Source organism: Streptomyces sp. NPDC004031 (genome assembly GCF_053604375.1).
In genome coordinates this window covers 40,860-56,888 of sequence record NZ_JBSGHL010000021.1, presented here as the reverse complement: position 1 = coordinate 56,888, position 16,029 = coordinate 40,860, and the positions used below count along the sequence as shown (strand labels likewise).

The 16,029-nt window shown below is 72.5% G+C and carries 9 protein-coding genes; 7 read left to right on the top strand and 2 right to left on the bottom strand.

Annotation, left to right across the window (positions count from 1 at the left end):
* Nucleotides 1–662: 662 nt before the first annotated feature.
* From ACWERV_RS15980 to glgB, 4 genes are all read left to right on the top strand, one after another.
* The gene (locus ACWERV_RS15980) at nt 663–2,648 is read left to right on the top strand and encodes an alpha-1,4-glucan--maltose-1-phosphate maltosyltransferase (RefSeq protein WP_452933212.1); all 1,986 of its coding nucleotides are present in this window, start codon (nt 663–665) and stop codon (nt 2,646–2,648) included.
* Nucleotides 2,645–4,345 carry a maltose alpha-D-glucosyltransferase gene (gene treS / locus ACWERV_RS15975; protein ID WP_398186293.1) on the top strand — a complete coding sequence of 567 codons (1,701 nt, stop codon included), beginning with the start codon at nt 2,645–2,647 and terminating at the stop codon, nt 4,343–4,345. The genes ACWERV_RS15980 and treS overlap by 4 nt, the downstream gene beginning before the upstream one ends.
* Before the next feature lie 367 nt (nt 4,346–4,712).
* Nucleotides 4,713–6,362 (top strand): maltokinase N-terminal cap-like domain-containing protein, encoded by a 1,650-nt coding sequence (locus tag ACWERV_RS15970; RefSeq protein WP_452933210.1) that lies wholly within the window; start codon nt 4,713–4,715, stop codon nt 6,360–6,362.
* Between the two features lie 54 nt (nt 6,363–6,416).
* Complete coding sequence (glgB, locus tag ACWERV_RS15965) at nt 6,417–8,945, top strand: 1,4-alpha-glucan branching enzyme (protein ID WP_452933208.1); 2,529 nt, start codon at nt 6,417–6,419, stop codon at nt 8,943–8,945.
* A 21-nt stretch (nt 8,946–8,966) separates the two neighbouring features.
* On the opposite strand, the gene ACWERV_RS15960 is transcribed toward glgB, so the two are convergent.
* Both ACWERV_RS15960 and ACWERV_RS15955 read right to left on the bottom strand, forming a co-directional pair.
* Nucleotides 8,967–9,992, bottom strand: coding sequence for an ATP-dependent 6-phosphofructokinase (locus ACWERV_RS15960; protein ID WP_452933206.1), 1,026 nt, complete (start codon nt 9,990–9,992; stop codon nt 8,967–8,969).
* A gap of 23 nt (nt 9,993–10,015) precedes the next feature.
* Nucleotides 10,016–11,014, bottom strand: a complete 999-nt coding sequence (locus ACWERV_RS15955; RefSeq protein ID WP_452933204.1) for a 2-hydroxyacid dehydrogenase — start codon at nt 11,012–11,014, stop codon at nt 10,016–10,018.
* A gap of 233 nt (nt 11,015–11,247) precedes the next feature.
* Between ACWERV_RS15955 and pta the strand changes: the two genes are divergently transcribed.
* From pta to pyk, 3 genes are all read left to right on the top strand, one after another.
* The gene (gene pta / locus ACWERV_RS15950; RefSeq protein WP_398186306.1) at nt 11,248–13,332 is read left to right on the top strand and encodes a phosphate acetyltransferase; all 2,085 of its coding nucleotides are present in this window, start codon (nt 11,248–11,250) and stop codon (nt 13,330–13,332) included.
* Complete coding sequence (locus tag ACWERV_RS15945) at nt 13,329–14,501, top strand: acetate/propionate family kinase (protein ID WP_398186309.1); 1,173 nt, start codon at nt 13,329–13,331, stop codon at nt 14,499–14,501. Before pta ends, ACWERV_RS15945 begins: the two co-directional genes overlap by 4 nt.
* Nucleotides 14,502–14,567: 66 nt before the next feature.
* Nucleotides 14,568–15,986 carry a pyruvate kinase gene (gene pyk / locus ACWERV_RS15940; protein ID WP_398186312.1) on the top strand — a complete coding sequence of 473 codons (1,419 nt, stop codon included), beginning with the start codon at nt 14,568–14,570 and terminating at the stop codon, nt 15,984–15,986.
* The last annotated feature ends 43 nt before the right edge of the window (nt 15,987–16,029 follow it).

Genomic DNA, 16,029 nt, shown 5'->3' with positions numbered 1-16,029 from the left:
CCATTCCGGTGGTTCAAACGCTCGAACGGCGGCGCATCGGAGTGAGCGCCACGGGGGCGCGGGCGCGGGCGTGTTCAGCCTTCTGTACCAGAGGCGTCCGGGAAATGTCGTCCCGGTGCCGACAGCACGTCAGCCGGGGTCGGCGCTGGTCGGAACCGGCCCGTGGGACGCCGGGCGGTGCCATGCTGGGGGCTTGGATCACACGGCTCACAGGTGGCTCGATTGCGGCTCTGGGCTCCATGGGGGCGTACGCGGGGGCGCATTCAGGGGCGCGCGTCAGGGTACGAAACCGGACCGGGCGGGACTCCCCGGGCGTGGCCGAAGCCCGCGCACGCCGGGGGCCCGGGGGGCGTGGACCGCAGCACTCCGGCCGTGCTCCCGAAACGCCGTCACGGCACGCGTCACGCGCGTGGACATGGGCAGGCTCCCCGGTGCGCAGCACCCGAACGGAGCATCCGTCGCCCGGCGAGGCCACCCGAACGGCCCTGCGACCGCCACCCGGGTGATCACCGGTGGCCGCGGCCCCGCAGGCAGGCCTACAACGCCAAGAACAGTTAAAAAGAGCGGAAGTCGTAGACGTCGTCCCGGTCCCGGCGGATGCCGGCGGACCGCCGTGTGCTCGTGCCGTTGTCCATGCCGTCCCAGCGCTGTCAGGTGAGGAAATGATCGGTCGCATTCCCGTACTCGATGTCCGGCCGCTGGTGGACTGCGGCCGTCGGCCGGCCAAGGCCGTCGTCGGCGAGACCTTCGAGGTGACGGCGACGGTGTTCCGCGAGGGGCACGACGCCGTCGCCGCCAATGTCGTGCTGCGCGACCCGGCGGGCCGCTCGGGGCCGTACACCCCGATGCGCGAGCTGGAGCCGGGCAGCGACCGCTGGGGGGCACATGTCACGCCCTCCGCCGAGGGCCGCTGGTCGTACAGCGTGGAGGCCTGGTCGGACCCGGTGGCGACCTGGCGGCACACCGCCGGGATCAAGATCCCGGCGGGCATCGACACCGAACTCGTGCTGACCGAGGGCGCGCTGCTGTACGAGCGGGCGGCGGCCGGGGTGCCGAAGAACGACGGGCGGCAGGCCGTCCTCGCGGCCGTCGACGGGCTGCGCGACACCAAGCGCCCGGTCGCGGCCCGGCACGCCGCCGCGCTGGCCCCCGACGCCGTCACCGTCCTGGACCGGTACCCGCTGCGCGAGCTGGTGACCGCGACCCGGCCGCAGCCGCTGCACGTGGAACGGCAGCGGGCGCTGTTCGGCTCCTGGTACGAGTTCTTCCCGCGCTCGGAGGGCGCGGTCGTCGAGGACGGGGTGCCGGTGCGGCACGGCACCTTCCGCACCGCCGCCGACCGGCTGCCGGCGATCGCCGCGATGGGCTTCGACGTCGTCTACCTGCCGCCGATCCACCCGATCGGCACCGCCTTCCGCAAGGGCCGCGACAACGCCCTGACGGCCGCCCCGCACGACGTCGGCTCGCCGTGGGCGATCGGCTCGCCCGAGGGCGGCCACGACGCGATCCACCCGGAGCTGGGCACCCTGGAGGACTTCGACCACTTCGTGGCCCGCGCCCGCGAGCTGCGGATGGAGGTCGCCCTCGACTTCGCCCTCCAGTGCTCGCCGGACCACCCGTGGGTGGAGAAGCACCCCGAGTGGTTCGCGCACCGCGCCGACGGCTCGATCGCGTACGCGGAGAACCCGCCGAAGAAGTACCAGGACATCTACCCCGTCGCCTTCGACACCGACTTCCCCGGCATCGTGCGCGAGACGCTGCGGGTGCTGCGGCACTGGATGGCGCACGGGGTGCGGATCTTCCGGGTGGACAACCCGCACACCAAGCCGGTGGTCTTCTGGGAGAAGGTCATCGCCGACGTCAACCGCACCGACCCGGACGTGATCTTCCTGGCCGAGGCCTTCACCCGCCCGGCGATGATGAGCGCGCTCGGCCAGATCGGCTTCCAGCAGTCCTACACGTACTTCACCTGGCGCACCGCCAAGGACGAGCTGGAGGCCTACGTCCGCGAGCTGAGCGGTGAGAAGGCCGCCTGGATGCGGCCGAACTTCTTCGTCAACACCCCCGACATCCTGCACGCCTACCTCCAGACCGGCGGCCGTCCGGCCTTCGAGGTCAGGGCGGTGCTCGCGGCGACCCTCTCCCCCAGCTGGGGCGTCTACGCGGGCTTCGAGCTGTGCGAGGCGGCCTCCGCCGCGCCCGGAAGTGAGGAGTACCTGCATTCGGAGAAGTACGAACTGCGGCCGCGCGACTGGGCGGCGGCCGAGGCCGAGGGGCGCTCGCTGGCCCCGCTGATCACCACGCTCAACCGGTTGCGCCGCCGTCATCCGGCGCTCCAGCAGCTGCGGGACGTCACCTTCCACCCGGTGGACAACGACGCGATGCTCGCCTACTCCAAGCGCCGCGGCGACGACGTCGTACTGGTGGTCGTCAACCTGGACGCGTTCCACACCCAGGAGGCGACCGTGTCGTTGAACATGCCGGAGCTCGGCCTGTCCTGGCACGACTCCGTGCCGGTGCGCGACGCGCTCACCGGCGAGACCTACCACTGGGGCAGAGACAACTATGTGCGCCTTGAGCCGGGCCGCGCGCCCGCGCACGTCCTGTCGCTGCGACCTACTCCATCGATCGGAGGGTCACTCAGTTGATCGTCAACGAACCCGTCCCTGACAAGTTCGAGGACACACCGGCCAAGGACCGTGATCCCGACTGGTTCAAACGGGCGGTGTTCTACGAAGTCCTCGTCCGCTCCTTCCAGGACAGCAACGGCGACGGCGTCGGTGACCTGAAAGGGCTCACCGCCAAACTCGACTACCTGCAATGGCTGGGCGTCGACTGCCTGTGGCTGCCGCCGTTCTTCGCCTCCCCGCTGCGCGACGGCGGCTACGACGTCGCCGACTACACCGCGGTCCTGCCGGAGTTCGGCGACCTGGCCGACTTCGTGGAATTCGTGGACGCCGCGCACCAGCGCGGCATGCGCGTGATCATCGACTTCGTCATGAACCACACCAGCGACCAGCACCCGTGGTTCCAGGCGTCCCGCAACGACCCCGACGGCCCGTACGGCGACTTCTACACCTGGGCCGACGACGACAAGCAGTTCCCCGACGCCCGGGTGATCTTCGTCGACACCGAGGCGTCCAACTGGACCTTCGACCCGGTCCGCAAGCAGTACTACTGGCACCGCTTCTTCTCCCACCAGCCGGACCTCAACTACGAGAACCCGGCGGTGCAGGAGGAGATCCTGGGCGCCCTGCGCTTCTGGCTCGACCTCGGCATCGACGGCTTCCGGCTCGACGCGGTCCCCTACCTCTACCAGGAGGAGGGCACCAACTGCGAGAACCTGCCGCGCACCCACGACTTCCTCAAGAAGGTGCGCGCCGAGATCGACGCGCAGTACCCCGACACGGTGCTGCTCGCCGAGGCCAACCAGTGGCCCGAGGACGTCGTGGACTACTTCGGCGACCTCCGCAAGGGCGGCGACGAGTGCCACATGGCCTTCCACTTCCCCGTCATGCCGCGGATCTTCATGGCGGTGCGCCGCGAGTCCCGCTACCCGGTGTCGGAAATCCTGGCCAAGACCCCGGCCATCCCCGACACCTGCCAGTGGGGCATCTTCCTGCGCAACCACGACGAGCTGACCCTCGAAATGGTCACCGACGAGGAACGCGACTACATGTACGCGGAGTACGCCAAGGATCCGCGTATGCGGGCCAACATCGGCATCCGCCGCCGGCTCGCCCCGCTGCTCGACAACGACCGCAACCAGATCGAGCTGTTCACCGCTCTGCTGCTGTCGCTGCCCGGGTCGCCGATCCTGTACTACGGCGACGAGATCGGCATGGGCGACAACATCTGGCTCGGCGACCGCGACGCCGTGCGCACCCCCATGCAGTGGACACCGGACCGCAACGCGGGCTTCTCCTCCAGCGACCCCGGCCGGCTCTACCTGCCGACGATCATGGACCCGGTCTACGGCTACCAGGTCACCAACGTCGAGGCGCAGATGAGCTCGCCCAGTTCGCTGCTGCACTGGACCCGGCGGATGATCGAGATCCGCAAACAGAACCGCGCGTTCGGACTCGGCTCCTACACCGAGCTGACCTCCAGCAACCCGGCCGTGCTCGCCTTCCTCCGGGAGGACGGCGACGACCTGGTGCTGTGCGTCAACAACTTCTCCCGCTTCGCCCAGCCCACCGAGCTGGACCTGCGCAGCTTCGCCGGCTCCCACCCGGTCGAACTGATCGGCGGGGTCCGCTTCCCGGCGATCGGCCAGCTGCCGTACCTGCTCACCCTCGCAGGCCACGGCTTCTACTGGTTCCGGCTGCGGCCCAACGCGTCATGACGGCGGGGGGCCGGAACGGTCCGGCCCCCCGCACCCGAGACCCCTCGCATCCGAGACCCCCACCCCCGAGACCCCGGCCCCCTTGCGGAGGCGCCCGGGTAGCGGGCCTGACGCACCTTTGGCAGGATCCAGATATCGCGCCGCACACCCGGCGTCAGCGGCTTGTCCGCACACCCCCGTTCGCCGGGCCGCCCCACGCACCGCGGCGCCGGACTGTTACGCGGGCGGGCCGTACGGCGGTTTCCTGTCACCCGCCCGGGGCAGGCTCCCCGTGTCGCCGGACAGCCCGAACCCGTCATCCGGGAGGCTGGCGCCCCTGCCGCTCGTCGAAGCGGCCGGGTGCGCGACTCCCCGGGGAAAGGACGTCATGTCGGACAGCTCCTGGACCCGCATTCCCTCCACCCCGCCCACGGAGGAGCCCCCTTCGCCCGCACCGGCGGGCGCGGCACCGACCGCGCACGTCCCACCGGCCGGGCCGGTCGCACCGGTCGCGCCGGGTTCCGCCGCGCCCGAAGGGCAGGCCGCCGCGCCGGGGACGGACACCGGTACGGCGCCGGGCACCCGGGGCCCCGCCACACCGGCGACCGCGACCTCGCTCGCGCCGGGTGACACGGCCACCGCCACGCCGGGTGCGGGCATCCCCGCCGCGCCGGGCGGGACGGCGGGGGCCGGGCTCGTCCGCTCGCTGGAGCCGCTGCTGCGGTCGTGGCTGCCGCGGCAGCGGTGGTTCGCCGGGAAGGGGCTGCCCATCAGCGGCTTCCGGCTGGCCGCCGCCACCGAGCTGGTGCCGCCGGGAGGACGGCTCGGACCGGTCGGGCTGCTGCACCTGCTGGTCGACGTCGAACAGCCGGGCCGCCCCGCCGACTGCTACCAACTGCTGCTCGGCGCCCACCCCCTGCTGCCCTCCGCCCTCATCCGCAGCGCGCTCGGCCCCGCCGTCGGTGGCCCCTACGACGGGCTCACCCTCTACGACGCCCCGCACGACCCGCGGCTCGCCGCCCTGCTGCTGGAACGCCTCACCCTCCCCGGCCGCACCGGACCGCTGCGCTTCACCACCGAGCCGGACGCCGTCTTCCCGCCCGGACTCCCCCCGCGGGTCTCCACCGCCGAGCAGTCCAACACCTCGCTCGTCTACGGCGACACCTTCATCCTCAAGCTCTTCCGCCGCGTCTCCCCCGGCACCAACCCCGACCTGGAACTCTCCCTCGCCCTCGCCCGGACCGGTTCGCGCCGGGTGGCCGAACCCGTCGCCTGGTTCGAGTCGCTGCCCGCCGCCGCGGACGCCGAACCCGCCACCCTGGGCGTGCTCCAGCGCTATCTGCCCGGCTCCGCCGACGGCTGGGCCCTCGCGCTCGCCTCCGTCGCCGACGACGGCGACTTCCGCGCCGAGGCCGCCGCGCTCGGCCGCGCCACCGCCGAGGTGCACGCCTCCCTCGCCGACGCGCTGCCCGTCCACACCCTCGACGGTCCCGCGCTCGAACGCGTCGCCGCCGGAATGACCCGGCGGCTCGACGAGACCGCCGCCGAGGTCCCCGCCGTCCGCCCGTACGCCGGCGCGCTGCGCTCCGCCTTCGACGACCTCGCGCGCCTCGGCGCCGCCGCGACCCGCACCGGCTCCCCCGTCACCGCCCAGCGCATCCACGGCGACCTGCACCTCGGCCAGGCGCTGCGCGGCCCCGACGGGGAATGGGTGCTCATCGACTTCGAGGGCGAGCCCGCCCGCCCCCTGGCCGAACGCCGCAGGCCGGCGCCGCCGGTACAGGACGTCGCCGGGATGCTGCGCTCCTTCGACTACGCCGCCCACCACAGCGGGAACGGCCCCTGGGCCGAACGCCACCGCGCCGCGTACTGCGCCGGATACGCCGCCGTCTCCGGCACCGATCCGCGGGAGCAGCCCGTACTGATACGGGCCTTCGAGACGGACAAGGCGGTGTACGAGGCGCGGTACGAGGCGCGACACCGTCCGGCATGGCTGCCCATTCCGCTGTCCGCGCTTGCCCGACTCGCCTCGGCGTAGTCCCCACCCGACCTGTACGTCCGCCCGTCCGTCCGTCCGCCCGAGGAGAACCCCGTGACCCCCGAACCCACTCCCCCCGGCGGCCTCCCCGAGGCCGCGGCCCGCGGCTACGACGCCACGACCCCGCACCCGGCGGCTTCGGGCCGCGCCCCGGACCCGGCCCCCCTCACGGAGGAGGGTGCGCCTGCCGGGGAGGGCACGCCGGGGGCGCGTGGGGGTACCTCCCGGCCGGTGGTCCGGAGCGGACCGGACAGCCCCTTCGGGCCGGTCCCTGCCCGCGCCCCGGTGGGGCCTGAGCACTCCGCTCTCCCCCGGAGCTCCGCCCGGGAGGCACCCCCGCGCGCCCCCGGTGGCTCGGCCCCCGCCGCAGGGGGAAGCCCCGAAACGCACCCCGCAGGGGAGGGCGCCCTCTTCGGGGAGGACCGGCGGCGGATCCTGGCCGGCGAGCACCACGACCCGCACAGCGTCCTCGGGGCGCACCCCGAGAAGGGCGGGGTCAGGGTGCGCGCCCTGAAGCCCTACGCGAAGAGCGTCACCCTCGTCGCGGACGGCCTCCGCGCCGAGCTGGACCCCGAGGGCGACGGCCTCTTCAGCACGCACCTCCCCCTCGCCGCGGCGCCCGCCTACCGCCTGGAGGTCGCGTACGACTCCGCGGAGATCACCGGCGACGACCCCTACCGTTTCCTGCCCTCGCTCGGCGAGCTGGACCTGCACCTGATCGGGGAGGGCCGGCACGAGGAGCTGTGGAAGGCGCTGGGCTCGCGGGTCATGACGCACGGCGGTGTGACGGGTACGCGCTTCGCGGTGTGGGCGCCCAACGCCCGCGGGGTGCGGCTCGCCGCGGACTTCACGTACTGGGACGGCAGCTCGCTGCCGATGCGCAGCCTGGGCTCGTCCGGTGTGTGGGAGCTGTTCGTGCCGGGGGTGGGCGCGGGCACGGCGTACAAGTACGAGATCACCGGCCCGGACGGACACCGCCGGATGAAGGCCGACCCGATGGCGCGGGCCACGGAGGTGCCGCCGGCGACCGCGTCGGTGGTGACGGAGTCGGCCTACACGTGGCGGGACGAGGAGTGGATGGCGCACCGCGCGGACGTGCCGGTGCACCGCGCGCCCTTCTCCGTCTACGAGGTGCACCTGCCGTCGTGGCGGCCGGGCCTGGGCTACCGGGATCTCGCGGACGTGCTGCCCGCGTACGTCAAGGACCTGGGCTTCACGCACGTGGAGCTGATGCCGGTCGCGGGTCACCCGTTCAGCGGCTCGTGGGGCTACCAGGTGACGTCGTACTACGCGCCGATGCCGCGGCTGGGCTCGCCGGACGACTTCCGCTTCCTGGTGGACGCGCTGCACCGCGCCGGGATCGGCGTGATCATGGACTGGGTCCCGGCGCACTTCCCGAAGGACGACTGGGCGCTGGCGCGTTTCGACGGCGAGCCGCTGTACGAGCCGGCCGACCCGCGGCGCGCGGAGCACCCGGACTGGGGGACGCTGGAGTTCGACTTCGGCCGCACGGAGGTGCGCAACTTCCTCGTCGCCAACGCCGTGTACTGGTGCGAGGACTTCCACATCGACGGTCTGCGGGTGGACGCGGTCGCCTCGATGCTCTACCTGGACTACAGCCGTGAGGGTGGCGACTGGGTGCCCAACGCGTACGGCGGCCGGGAGAACCTGGACGCGGTGGCCTTCCTCCAGGAGATGAACGCGACCGTCTACCGGCGCTGTCCGGGCGTCGTGACGATCGCCGAGGAGTCGACCGCGTGGGACGGCGTGACGCGCGCGACGCACCATGTGGGCCACACCGGCTTCGGCGGCCTCGGCTTCGGCCTGAAGTGGAACATGGGCTGGATGCACGACTCGCTGGGCTACCTCGGGCACGAGCCGGTGCACCGCAAGTACCACCACAACGAGATGACGTTCTCGATGGTGTACGCGTACAGCGAGAACTACGTGCTGCCGATCTCGCACGACGAGGTCGTGCACGGCAAGCGCTCCCTGGTGTCCAAGGCGCCCGGCGACTGGTGGCAGCAGCGCGCCACCGAGCGCGCCTACCTCGCCTTCATGTGGTCCCACCCGGGCAAGCAACTGCTGTTCATGGGCCAGGAGTTCGCCCAGGGCGGCGAGTGGTCGTACGAGAACGGGCCGGACTGGTGGGTGCTCGACCCGGGCTACGAGGCCTCGGCCGACCACCGCGGGGTGCAGGAGCTGGTGCGCGACCTCAACGCGGTGTACGCGGCCACACCCGCGCTGTGGCAGCGCGACACCGATCCCGGCGGCTTCGAGTGGGTCGAGGGCGGCGCGTCCGAGGACAACGTCTTCGCCTTCCTGCGCTTCGACACCGCGGGCGATCCGCTGCTGTGCGTGTGCAACTTCTCCCCCGTCGTCCGGCACGACTACCGCCTGGGCTCCCCCGCCGGGGTATGGGCGCCGGTGCTGAACACCGACGAGACGCGTTACGGCGGCAGCGGCGTGCTGCTGCCGGACCACGTCAAGACCGAGCCGACGCCGTACCAGGGCCGCCCGCACACGGTGGTGCTGACGCTGCCGCCGCTGGCGGCGGTGTGGCTGCGGCCCGACCGCCCCTGAGGGCCGCCCGCGGGAGGAGGCTCAGAAGACCGACTCGGCCTCCTCCATGCGGTCCTCCGGCACGGTCTTGAGGTAGGTGATGGCGTCGGCGAGCGGCACGGTGTCGACGCGGGTGCCGTGCAGGGCCGTCATGTGGCCGAAGGCGCCCTTGTGCGCGGCCTCGACGGCGTGCCAGCCGAAGCGGGTGGCGAGCACCCGGTCGAAGGCGGTCGGCACGCCGCCGCGCTGCACGTGGCCGAGGATGACCGGGCGCGCCTCCTTGCCGAGGCGGCGCTCCAGTTCGCGGGCGAGCGTCGTGCCGATGCCCTGGAAGCGCTCGTGGCCGTACTTGTCGATCTCGCCGACCCCGTAGTCCATGGTGCCCTTGGCCGGGTGCGCGCCCTCGGCGACGCAGATCACGGCGAACTTCTTGCCGCGCTCGAAACGCTCGGTGACCATGGCGACGAGGTCGGCGGGGTCGAAGGGCCGCTCGGGGACGCAGATGCCGTGGGCGCCGCCGGCCATGCCGGCCTCCAGTGCGATCCACCCGGCGTGCCGTCCCATCACCTCGACGACCATGACCCGCTGGTGGGACTCGGCGGTGGTCTTGAGCCGGTCGATGGCCTCGGTCGCGACGGTCACGGCGGTGTCGAAACCGAAGGTGCGGTCGGTGCCGTTGATGTCGTTGTCGATGGTCTTGGGCACCCCGACGACCGGCATCCCGGCGTCCGACAGCATCCGGGCGGCGGTGAGCGTGCCCTCGCCGCCGATCGGGATGAGCACGTCGATGCCGTAGCGGGCGCACAGCTCGTCGGCGGTCCCGGCGGCCTCGCGGAGCCGGTCGCGCTCCAGCCGGGCCGAGCCGAGGACGGTGCCGCCGCGGGCGAGGATGCCGCTGACGGAGTTGAGGTCGAGCGGCCGGAAGCGGCCTTCGAGCAGGCCGACGAAGCCGTCCTCGAAGCCGATGACCTCGTCCGTGTGCCCGGTCACCGCGCGGTGCACGACCGACCGGATGACGGCGTTGAGGCCGGGGCAGTCGCCGCCGGCGGTGAGGACTCCGATACGCATGGGGCGGGCTCTCCAGGGGTGGGTCAGGGGCTGCGCGGGATCAGCGTGCTCTCGGTGATCCGGCCGGCCACGTAGTCGTTGACGTTGCGCAGCGTCGCGGCGACGATCTGGTCGACGGCGTCGACGGTGTAGTAGGCCTGGTGGGACGTCACGAGCACGTTGGAGAAGGTCAGCAGCCGGGCGAGGACGTCGTCGGTCATCACTTCGAGTGACTTGTCGTAGAAGAAGACGCCCGCCTCCTCCTCGTAGACGTCCAGGCCGACACCGCGCAGCCGGCCCTCGCGCAGGGTCTCGACGAGGGCCGCGGAGTCGATGAGGGCGCCGCGGCTGGTGTTGATCAGCAGCGCGTCGTCCTTCATCTCGCCGAGCCGCCGGGCGTCGACCAGGTGGTGGGTGGAGGGCGCGAGCGGGACGTGCAGGGTGAGCAGGTCCGCCTCCCGGAAGAGCCGGTCCAGCTCGACGTAGGTCATGCCGAGCGCCTCGCACTCCGGGTTGGGGGTGAGGTCCCAGCCCAGCAGCCGCATCCCGAAGCCGCGGGCGACGGCGGTGAAGGCGGCGCCGATCCGGCCCGTGCCGATGACGCCGGCGGTGCGGCCGTGGAAGTCGCGGCCGAGCAGTCCGTCGAGCCGGAAGTCGAAGTCGCGGGTGCGGCTCGCGGAGCGCACGATGCGCCGGTCCAGGGCGAGCGCGAGGGCCCAGGCGAACTCGGCGACGGAGTGCGGGGAGTAGGCGGCCACCCGGGCGACGGTCATGCCCAGGCGCTCGGCGTGCGCGATGTCGATGTTGTTGTAGCCGGTGGAGCGCTGGGCGACGAACCGGGTGCCGCCGCGTACCAGGCCCTCCAGGACCGGCGCATCCAGCACCGCGTTGACGCTCGTCGAGACAGCCTCGTACCCGGCGGCCAGCGGCAGCGTGTCGAAGGTGAGCGGGGTGTCCAGGCAGCGGATCTCGTGCCGCCCGGCGAAGGCGGCCTCCAGCAGCGGCCGCTCGTCGCGCTGCACCCCGGTGGCCAGGACGTCCATCGCACCGCCCTCCTCGCTCGCTCGTCTTCACCCTACGTGCACTGTGCGGTGATCCCCGGCAGGGCGCATCCGGGCGGTGCCGTACGGGCCACGGCGGGCCCGGACGGCCCTGTTAAGACACGGTAACGATCCGCTGCGCGGGCCTCGGCGGGCGTCTGCCGCGCGGGCACGTTAGCGTCGTTGCGTACGCGGGCGGCTGCCCGGATACGGGGAAGACGAAACGGAGTAATCGGGTGACGCGCAGCGTCTACGTCACGGGGGTCGGCCGTGGCGACGGCCGCCAGGTGGTCGAGCTGGGAGTGATGGAGCTGCTGACGCGGCAGGTGGACCGGGTCGGCGTCTACCGGCCGCTGGTGCACGACACGCCGGACCGCATCTTCGAGCTGCTGCGCAGCCGCTACCGGCTCGTGCAGGACCCGGCCACGGTCTTCGGGCTGGGCTACGAGGAGGCCGCCGAACTGCAGGCCGAGCAGGGCCAGGAGGCGCTGACGGCCCGGCTGGTGGAGGGCTACCTGCGGGTCGCGGCCGACTACGACACGGTCCTGGTGCTCGGCTCGGACTTCGCCGGCACCAGCCTGCCGGCCGAGCTGGCGGTGAACGCGCGGCTGGCCAACGAGTGCGGCGCGTCGGTCATCGTGGTCATAGGGGAGCGCGCGCAGACCGCCGAGTCGGTGGCGGCCGAGGTGCGCAACGCCCACCACGCGTACACCAGCCTGGGCTGCGACGTCATCGCGATGGTCGCCAACCGGGTCGAGCCGGCCGAGGCGGAGGAGACCGCGGAGCGGCTCGCGCGCTTCACCGACGTACCGGTCTACGTGCTGCCGGACGAGCCGGCGCTGCGGGCCCCGACCGTGTCGCAGATCGCCGAGACGCTGGGCGCCGAGGTGCTGCTCGGCGACGACGCGGGGATGGCGCGGGACGCGCTGGACTTCGTCTTCGGCGGCGCGATGCTGCCGACCTTCCTGCCGAAGCTGACGCCGGGCTGTGTCGTCGTGACCCCGGGCGACCGGGCCGACCTCATCGTGGGGGCGCTCGCGGCGCACTCCGCGGGCACCCCGCCGATCGCCGGGCTGCTGCTGACGCTGGACGAGAAGCCGGGCCCGGACATACTGAACCTCGCCGACCGGCTGGCGCCCGGCACCCCGGTGCTGGCGGTGTCCACCGGGTCCTTCACGACCGCCGCGGGCCTGTTCACGCTCGACGGCAAGCTGGGCGCGGGCACCCCGCGCAAGGCGGAGACCGCGCTCGGGCTCTTCGAGACGCACGTGGACACCGCGCAGCTGACCGACCGGCTGTCGGTCGCCCGCTCGGCGCGGGTGACGCCGATGATGTTCGAGCACGCGCTCATCGAGCGGGCCCGCGCCGACAAGCGGCGGATCGTGCTGCCGGAGGGCGCCGAGGAGCGCATCCTGCGGGCCGCGGAGGTGCTGCTGCGGCGGGGCGTGTGCGAGCTGACGCTGCTGGGCGAGGAGGACGTGGTCCGCAAGAGGGCGGGCGATCTCGGCATCACCCTGGACGACCCCGGGCTCCAGATCCTGGACCCGCAGACCTCGCCGCTGCGGGATCGTTTCGCCGCGCTCTACGCGGAGCTGCGCGCGCACCGCGGGGTGACGTACGAGCTGGCGTACGACGTCGTCGCGGACGTCTCCTACTTCGGCACCCTGATGGTGCAGGAGGGGCTCGCCGACGGCATGGTGTCCGGCGCGGTGCACTCGACCGCGGCGACCATCCGGCCGGCCTTCGAGATCATCAAGACCCGGCCGGGCGCGGCCATCGTCTCGTCGGTCTTCTTCATGTGCCTGGCCGACAAGGTCCTGGTCTACGGCGACTGCGCGGTCAACCCCGACCCGGACGCCGAGCAGCTCGCCGACATCGCGATCCAGGCGTCGGCCACCGCGGCCCGCTTCGGCGTGGAGCCGCGCATCGCGATGCTGTCGTACTCGACCGGCACCTCCGGCAGCGGCGCGGACGTCGACAAGGTCCGCACCGCGACCGCGCTGGTGCGCGAGCACCGCCCGGAGCTGCTGGTCGAGGGCCCGATCCAGTACGACGCGGCGGTCGCCCCGTCGGTCGCGGCCACCAAGATGCCCGGCTCGGCGGTGGCCGGGCAGGCCACCGTACTGGTCTTCCCGGACCTGAACACCGGCAACAACACGTACAAGGCCGTGCAGCGCTCGGCGGGCGCGGTCGCGGTCGGCCCGGTCCTCCAGGGCCTGCGCAAGCCCGTCAACGACCTGTCGCGCGGCGCGCTGGTCCAGGACATCGTCAACACGGTCGCGATCACCGCGATCCAGGCACAGCAGGGGGACGCCCAGTGAGCACGGCGGCACGCGGGAGCAGGGTGCTGGTGCTGAACTCCGGCTCGTCGTCGGTGAAGTACCAGCTCATCGACATGGACGGCGAGGAGCGCCTGGCGTCCGGGGTGGTGGAGCGGATCGGCGAGCCCGGCGGGACCGCCGACCACACCGAGGCGCTGCGCACGGTCTCGGACGAGCTGCGCGAGCGCGGGCTCGGCCTGGACTCGCCGGAGCTGGCCGCGGTCGGCCACCGGGTGGTGCACGGCGGCACCCGCTTCACCGAACCCACCCTGATCACCGACGAGGTGCTGGCCGGCATCGAGGAGCTGGTGCCGCTGGCGCCGCTGCACAACCCGGCGAACATCACCGGCATCAAGGTCGCCCGCGAGCTGCGCCCGGACCTGCCGCAGGTCGCGGTCTTCGACACCGCCTTCCACGCGACGCTGCCCGAGGCCGCGGCCCGCTACGCGATCGACACCGCCACCGCCGACCGCTACGGCATCCGCCGCTACGGCTTCCACGGCACCTCGCACGCGTACGTCTCCCGCGCGACCGCCCGGCTGCTCGGCCGGGACCCGGCGGACGTCAACGTCATCGTGCTGCACCTGGGCAACGGCGCCTCGGCCTCCGCGGTGCGCGGCGGGGTGTGCGTGGACACCTCGATGGGGCTGACCCCGCTGGAGGGCCTGGTGATGGGCACCCGCTCCGGCGACCTGGACCCGGCGGTGGTCTTCCACCTCCAGCGGGTCGGCGGGATGAGCACGGACGAGATCGACCGGCTGCTCAACAAGCGCTCCGGGCTGCTGGGCCTGTGCGGCGACAACGACATGCGGGAGATCGGCCGCCGGATGGCGGAGGGCGACAAGGCGGCGCAGCTCGCCTTCGACGTCTACGTGCACCGGCTGCGGCGCTATGTGGGGGCCTTCACCGCCGTGCTGGGGCGGCTCGACGCGATCACGTTCACCGCCGGGGTGGGCGAGAACTCGGCGGCGGTCCGCGGGGCGGCCTTGTCCGGTCTGGACAGTCTGGGTGTCACCATGGATCCGGTGCGCAACGCCGTCCGCGGCCACGCGCCCCGCCTGGTGTCGGCCGATTCGTCCCGGGTGGCCGTCGCGGTGGTCCCCACCGACGAGGAGCTGGAGATCGCCCGCGATACTTACGCACTGGCGGCCGCCCCGCAGGGCGGCTGACCACCTCACTGCCACGCGAAGCCCCAGGAATATTCCGGAGCGGAACAAACCGATAGGATAGCGCCCATGCGCCGAGCCAAGATCGTCTGTACCCTGGGTCCCGCCGTCGACTCCTATGACCAGTTGAAGACACTGGTGGAGGCCGGCATGAACGTGGCCCGACTCAACTTCAGCCACGGCAGCCACGCCGAGCACGAGGGCCGCTACAGCCGCGTGCGGAAGGTGGCCGAGGAGACCGGCAGGGCGGTCGGCATCCTCGCCGACCTCCAGGGCCCCAAGATCCGGCTGGCCACCTTCGCCGACGGACCCGTGGAGCTGGTCGCGGGCGACGAGTTCACCATCACCACCGAGGACGTCCCCGGCGACCGCACCATCTGCGGGACGACGTACAAGGGCCTGCCCGCCGACGTCTCGCAGGGCGACCCGATCCTCATCAACGACGGCAACGTCGCACTGCGCGTCATCGAGGTCGACGGACCGCGGGTGCGCGCGCTCGTCGTCGAGGGCGGCGTCATCTCCGACCACAAGGGCATCAACCTGCCCGGCGCGGCGGTGAACGTCCCGGCGCTGTCCGAGAAGGACATCGAGGACCTGCGCTTCGCACTGCGGATGGGCGTCGACATGATCGCGCTGTCCTTCGTGCGCGACGCCAAGGACGTCCGCGACGTGCACCGGGTGATGGACGAGGAGGGCCGCCGGGTCCCCGTCATCGCCAAGGTGGAGAAGCCGCAGGCGGTCAAGAACATGGAGGACGTCGTCATGGCGTTCGACGCCGTGATGGTCGCCCGCGGCGACCTCGCGGTGGAGTACCCGCTGGAGCAGGTGCCGGTCGTCCAGAAGCGGCTCGTCGAGCTGTGCCGCCGCAACGCCAAGCCGGTGATCGTCGCGACCCAGATGATGGAGTCGATGATCACCAACTCCCGCCCCACCCGCGCCGAGGCCTCCGACGTGGCCAACGCCATCCTGGACGGCGCCGACGCGGTCATGCTCTCCGCGGAGTCCTCGGTCGGCAAGTACCCGGTCGAGACGGTCAAGACGATGTCCCGCATCGTCGAGGCCGCCGAGGAGGAGCTGCTGTGCCGCGGCCTCCAGCCGCTGGCCCCCGGCAAGAAGCCCCGCACCCAGGGCGGCGCGGTCGCCCGCGCGGCCGCCGAACTGGCCGACTTCCTCGACGCCAAGACCCTGGTCGCCTTCACCAAGTCCGGCGACACCGCCCGCCGTCTGGCCCGCTACCGCGTGCCCGAGCCGGTCGTGGCCTTCACCACCGACCCCGCGACCCGCAACCAGCTCGCGCTGACCTGGGGCGTCGAGGCGTTCGTCGTCGAGCACGCCGACACCACCGACGACATGGTCAAGATCGTCGACCGCGAGATGCTCAAGCTCAGCGACTTCACCGAGGGCGACACCGTCATCATCACCGCCGGCTCGCCCCCCGGTGTCCCCGGCACCACCAACCTCGTCCGCGTCCACCACCTGGGCGCCTGAGGCCTTTCCACCGGCCGACGGCCCGCGGCCCGCACCCCTCGTC